Source organism: uncultured Methanobrevibacter sp., assembly GCF_902801725.1.
In the GTDB taxonomy this organism is placed as follows: Archaea; Methanobacteriota; Methanobacteria; order Methanobacteriales; family Methanobacteriaceae; genus Methanocatella.
Window position 1 is genome coordinate 83,986 of record NZ_CADCJB010000015.1, and the last position, 6,856, is coordinate 90,841.

A 6,856-nucleotide genomic window follows, 5' to 3' on the forward strand; every position below is an offset into this window, starting at 1 on the left:
GGTATGCCTAAATTTTTATAATCAAATTTTCACTTTCAACAAAGTCGATAAGTCTTTTGTATGTAGGATTGTTCTGCAGAGTATATTTGTTTCCAATTATTATCAATTTTCTTTTTGCTCGTGTAATGGCAACATTCAATCGTCTTAAATCATTTAAAAAACCAATATTTCCGTCAGGATTGCTTCTGACAGTGGAAATGATGATTATTTCTTTTTCCCTTCCCTGGAATCCGTCAACGGTTTTCACTTCAACAGGGGTTTTTTCCTGGATAATCTTCACTTGGTCTGCGTAGGGGCTGATAATTCCAATATCTTCCTCGTTAATGCCTGCAGTCAGGTAATCATGAGCTACATTAACTGCAATTTCAGCTTCTAATTTGTTGACTATTGATTTTGAATCTTTCAGGTGCTCTTCCTTATTTTTTTCAATGTTTGATGTATCCATAAAAAGCAGTGCATCTTCGCCATAGTTCGAATCAATCAAATCCTGAATGTTAATTTCATCAACGCTTACATCACTTTTTAAACTGTTGTTGTAGAATTCTGAGTTCGGAAACTTCATGAGAAGCTTATTCATTCTGTACTGTACATTCAACAATTGTGATTTGTGAGGATATTTTCTAATTAATGCTTCAAACAATGTTTTTTCAAGTTCTCCTGCCTTGTCGCTTATGATCGTTGGTGGAAGCTGTTTGTGGTCTCCTGCAAGGATAAATCTATGTGCTTTTGCAATAGGAATTAGTATGCTGGGGATTGTTGCCTGTGATGCTTCATCAACAATGGCGACGTCGAATTTTGTTTGAGCAATTGATTCAAGGGCTGCTGAGGAGTTGGTTGCAAGAATTACATCACTTTCTTCAATGATATTTCTAATCATCTTGTTTTCAATTCTTTTGATGTTTGAATGCATTTCATCAATTTCCTGATTATATTCGATCCATTGTGCCATGGATTTCATTTTATCAGGACTTATTCCTCTTCCTCCTTTTCCCTTGGATGCATTATACAATATGTCATAATCTCCATAGCCACGCCTGAACTGTGGGGTCGGCTTTGTGTAGGATTTTCTTTTCTCAATCAGTCTTTCAATTTTCTTGTGGATTTTTTTAATTCTTTTGTTCAGCTCATGCTTTTCAACTTTATAGGCCAGTGAATATGTGATGTTGTTTTTAGAGACTCTTTGGGGATGGCCAAGTCTTGTCAGGTTTAATTTCTTGTTTTCCATCAGTCTTTCAAGAATATTGTCGATTGCAGCATTACTTTCTGCTGTTGCAAGGACTTTGTGATTTTGCCTTGTTTCCTGTGATATCAGCTCAACCAGGGTTCTGGTCTTTCCGGTTCCAAAGGGACCGTGTATCAAAAAGAAGTTCTCACAGGCGAGGCTATGTTCGATAGCGATTTTTTGTGATTTGTTCAAGTTATTATCGATATAATTAATATAAGGGGTTTTCCTATCTTTTTTTGGATTCCTGTCTGTCAGCATGTATTCAAGGGCATTTTTTCCTTTTAAACTCAAATGCTTTAAATTGTCTTCCATTCTTCTGAATGTGATATCATTGGCATACAAATCAATTCTGACTTTCTTTTTAAGTGCCCATTTCGGAATTCTTTTATCGAATGCAACCTTTATAAATCGGGCTCCCTTTTCAGTAACGGTACCTGTCAAATCACTTCTTAAAGGATTGTCTGTACTGATGAGGACCATATCGCCTACGCTAATTTCAGTGTCGATTACATCGGATCGTCCATATTGGACAATTTCCATACCTAATTCTTTTCCTAAGCGTTTTCCTTTTACTTTATTGATGGCTCTTCCTAAGTCCTCTCTTTTCTGACCTGACATTGTACTGATTTCATGAGTCATTAGGTCAATTTCTGCTTCTCTTTCATAATTTATGAGCCTTATCAATTTTTTAATATATTTTTTCAATTTAATCCCTAATTTATAAATAAGAGCGTTTATGTATAATATTATTATGGATTTTGAAAAAGTCGAATGTGCAGGCAATTTGGAAATGGGTTATATTTCAAACCTTTCGGGAGGATATATTTCTAGAAATACTCATGTATTCAGCCAAATAGAGTTGAACGATTTAAACAAATTCATTTTGGAAAAATCAGTTTTTGGAACTCCTATTTTTAAGTTGGGTCATGGAGGAAACAGAATTTTAATCCTTTCAGGGATTCATGGAAATGAACTGCCTTCTCAAATAGCAAACATTCGTCTTTTAAACGAGTTGGCCGATAAGAAACTTAACAATACTTTATTCTTTATTCCTTTTGCAGCTCCAAAGGCAACAATGGAAAATAAAAGGTTTTTCAATACTCTGGATTTGAACAGGGCAGCTCATATAGACAATTCCTTAAGCAATCTCATTATTCAAAAAATTGAGGAGCTGGGTATTTGCTTTGTTGGCGATTTTCACTCAACTGCATTCAATTCTAATCCCGGATTTGAATCAATATTTTCAACAAAATCTCCGACTGCCGAAAGCTTTTTGATTGCAAACTATATCTCAAGAGACATCGATTGTAGGATAATAGCGCTGGATTCTGCTGGAGAATCTTACAATGGTGCTGTTGAAGATGTATGTAATGTGAAAGGAATTCCTGCCATTACTGGGGAGGTCTTATCACCATTTGCCAGTGTTGGTGTGGGAAGTGTTGAAAGGTCACTCATTCAGATGAAAAGTTTCCTGTCCTATTTCGGAATTTAGGTTTTTTCATTTGTTTTTTTCATCATATTGTCCCAAAGATGCAATATTTTCGTTGAATGCTTTGATGCATATATTTTTTTACACTTTTACCTTTTTATCTCTCTTTTGATTATTTTTTTCAAATACTTTAAATATAATTATTCATATAATTTTAAAATACAATTAAATTTTGAAAAATTTGTTGAAAACATTTGTATAATACTTTAATTTTATATTTTTTGTGAAAAAGGTAATATTATGAAAGATTATAAAAAAATAGTTTTTATCATGTTTTTAATGATGATTCTGTGTTCTATTTCTTTTGTCAGTGCAAATGATTTGAATGGTGCTGATGAAATTCAAACGGCAGAAAATACTCTGTCGATAGATGTAGAACATGAAACAGAAGACTTAAAAACTGTTGATATAACAGATTCAAGAGTACAAAATGATAACAATAAATCATTTGAAGAAGATAATTCGAAATTAGGTAGTGCTGAGTCAAATTATGGTCTTCAAGAAACTATCGATGATACTTCTGATGTTCCTGAAGATTCATTTTCCGCACTTTATGAATTCATTGGAAATCGCAGTGAAACTAATTTAACATTGGATAAGGATTATGTGTTCTATCCTGATTATGACGCTAATTTCTCCGAGGGTATTGTAATTAATGATACAGTTTTAATTGATGGTAACGGTCACCGCATTGATGGTGCCAACCAGGCACGTATTTTCAATATCACAGGAAATGGCGTAACTTTAAAAAACATTATTTTAGTTAACGGATATGCTGCCAACGGTAGTGCAATATATTCCACCGGTGATTCAGGCAAGATTTTTAATTCAGTTATTTTAAACAATACAGGTTCTTTAATCTATTCTGAATCAATGTTTGATGCAAACAATAATTGGTGGGGAAATACAAATGCCACATTCGATGCAGCTCCTGATGTTTCAGATAAAGTGGATGCGAATTATTGGCTGTTCCTAACAGTCACTGTCAACGATACAGTGGTGAATGTAGGCAAAAAAGCTTCAGTTATAGTTAATTTAACAAACGTATATGATAAAAACACATCCTCCAAATCAACCTATGCGGACATTGTTCCGATTACATTTGATTTGAACGTTAATGGTGTTGAAGTAGAAAGCAATAATGCAACATTGGAAAAAGGTGTTGCTGAGTTTCTGGCTGAAGTATATGGTCCTGAATATGGAAATTTAAATGTTTCTTACTTCAACGTTGAAGATGGTGTAATCTTCACCGTTGTCAGTGATGACGATTCTTTCACTGCTTTACAGAAATTAATCAATAATGCTACCGAAAGAGAATTTTTGAACTTAACACGTAATTATAAATACTATGATTATGATGTTAAATATGCTGATGGTGTAGTTATTGATAAATCCATTGGTATTAATGGTAATGGATTCACAATTAACGGATCCGATAAATCTGGAATATTCAACATACCTGCTAATGAGGTGTATTTGAGTAATATGACTATTTCAAATGCTGGAAAAGATATTGTCTGCAGCGGAACTATGTGTGTTGCTGATGCAGTTTTATTTAATGACGTTAATGGATCATTGTCAATATGCGGACAGTTCATGTCTGTTGTTAATTCTATATTCAACGGCTCTCAACCTATTGCAATCAACATATCAGCTAATTCCACTGCATATTTATCAAATAATACATTATCCAAACCAGGACGCATTTACAATCATGGTAAATTTGCATCTTCAACATCCATTGTTGTTTTAGGAAATAAAACCATTGATGCTAAAGTTGGTGATAAGATATTGTTGAATGCTACTGTTAGTGATGATAATGGAAATGTTATTGTTTTAGATAACTTAACTTTCGATATTGGAAGTACAGATTCAATTGAAGGAACTTTAAATGAAACAGTATTTGAAGCTGAATACACTTTAACAAACGGTACATTCATCATAGGCGTAAAAGACATTGATGATATATTGATGCAAAACAATGTTGATTATGCATTGGTCAATGTAACTAAATATAATTCTCTTATTCTAATCAACACATCAAATGTAACTCAGTACAATACCACCAAAGAAGTGGAATTCATTGTTGAAAACATTACCAATGCTTCTGCAATCATCACTGATGAATTGGGAAATGTGGTATTTGAAGGAGCTATTAACAGCACAACAATCACATTGGATAATTTGGATGCAGGAAATTATACAATCGTTGCAACCAATGAGGAAAATGAGATGTATTACGGTTATGTGACAAATAAAACATTCGAAATTTCAAAAATAGCCTCTTCCATTGAATTGAGTCATATTGATGACTTTGCATACGGTAATGTCAGTGAAGTGGAAATAAATGTTATAAACAGAACCACTGTTGAAATCGTAATTAGAAACGCTACTGGAGACATTGTTTATAATGAAAGCATCGAAGGCAATAATTTCACCTTGCCTGTATTGGCTGTAGGTAACTATACTGTAGTTGCAACTAATTTGGAAACCAAAAACGTCAACGGCAGCAATTATAAACAGAACTTCACTATTTATAAGGGAAATTCCTCAATTGAGATTATTAATTATACAGAATCTTTCGCTTATGGCGGTGCTTTGGTTGTCAATTTCACTAAAGAAAATGTAATAAGCATTGAAGCGGCTATTGTCGACTCATCAGGAAACATCATTTACGTAGGCAATCTGACTGCTGATGAAGTTGCAAACGGCAATTTCACATATGACAGTTTCACAGCTGTTGGAAACTACACTCTTACTTTAACCAACTATGACAATGAAAATGCTTCAGGATGTGTAGCTTCTGTGAATTTCACTGTCATCAAAAGCAATTCAACTGTTAATGTCTGGGTGGATTCAGTTTCACTTGGCGAAGATGTAACAATAAACTATGAAGTATTCCCTGTAGGCATTATAAATGTTGTCGTGGAAGATTCAAACGGAAATGTTGTCTATAATCAAAATGTAACAGGAAATAACGTTACCATTGAAGGATTACAGGCTGGTAATTATACCGCTTATGTAAACAACCTTGAAACCGATAACGTATACGGAAACAGCTCCAATGCCACATTTAGTGTTTTGGCTAAGGAAGACTATAATATCACTGTTGATTTGGTTGACAAGACTGTTAATATCCATGCTCCAAGTGATGCAAATGGAGTTGCAACAATAATCAGTGGAAATGATACATATTCCGTTGAATTGGTCAACGGTTCTGCAAGTGTTGATATTCCTGAGTTAGTTCAGGGAGTAAACACCATTATTGTATCATATGCAGGTGATGACAAATACTCTCCAAAAAATTTCACTTTTGATGTATTGGTTAAAACACAGGTTGTAGCTTCCGATATGACTCGCGGATACAACAGCGGAGTGGATTATCAATTTAAAGTTACTGATGCTAATGGAAATCCATTGGCTAACAAAATTGTCGACGTTGCTATTAACGGTCAAAAGTACATTGTTGTAACTGATGCAAATGGTGTTGCTAAACTCAATGAGAAATTGCCGGTTGGAACATACACTGTTGCAGTGACTAATCCGGATACCGGTAAGAAAATAGTTAATACCCTTAAAATTGTTAAAAGAATTTCTGGCAATAAAAATCTGGTTAAATACTATGTCAGCAATTTTAAATACAATCTTAGAATATACGGCAATAATGGTAAAGCTGTGGGATCTGGAGTAAGTGTAACCGTAAAAATGGGTAAATATACATATAAACTCAAAACAAACGAAAAAGGATACATCACACTTCTGTTGAATAGCAGATTCCCTTCAGGAAAATACGCAGTGACAGCATCATATAAAGGATACACAACCAAAAACACTATAACAATAAAGCAAATTATTGTAAGTAAAAGGGTTGTAACTGTTAAAAAATCCGCTGGAAAGCTTGTTTTAACTGCAAAACTAAGACAGGGCAGCAAAGTTCTAAAATATAAAACAGTAACATTTAAAATTAATGGTAAAACATTCTCTGCTAAAACCAATAAGTATGGAATAGCAAAAGTGACCATTAAGAATAGTGCTTTCAGAAGTCTTCAAGCAGGAAAAACTTATCTTGTAAAAATATCCTTCTTAAAAGATTTCATAAAAACAAGCGTTAAAGTTAGAAGATAGAAGGGTTTACCTTTCTA

At 33.8% G+C, this 6,856-nt stretch carries 3 protein-coding genes; 2 read left to right on the plus strand and 1 reads right to left on the minus strand.

Features of this window, described 5'->3' with window-relative positions; translation table 11 throughout:
- Window positions 1-7: 7 nt before the first annotated feature.
- Window positions 8-1,909 (minus strand): IGHMBP2 family helicase, encoded by a 1,902-nt coding sequence (locus QZV68_RS04775; RefSeq protein WP_296879088.1) that lies wholly within the window; start codon window positions 1,907-1,909, stop codon window positions 8-10.
- Between the two features lie 67 nt (window positions 1,910-1,976).
- Between QZV68_RS04775 and QZV68_RS04780 the strand changes: the two genes are divergently transcribed.
- Window positions 1,977-2,717 (plus strand): succinylglutamate desuccinylase/aspartoacylase family protein, encoded by a 741-nt coding sequence (locus QZV68_RS04780; protein ID WP_296879090.1) that lies wholly within the window; start codon window positions 1,977-1,979, stop codon window positions 2,715-2,717.
- Window positions 2,718-2,954: 237 nt separating this feature from the next.
- Entirely contained in the window at window positions 2,955-6,839 is a 3,885-nt protein-coding gene (locus tag QZV68_RS04785; protein ID WP_296879091.1) for a carboxypeptidase-like regulatory domain-containing protein, read from the plus strand.
- Window positions 6,840-6,856 lie beyond the last annotated feature (17 nt).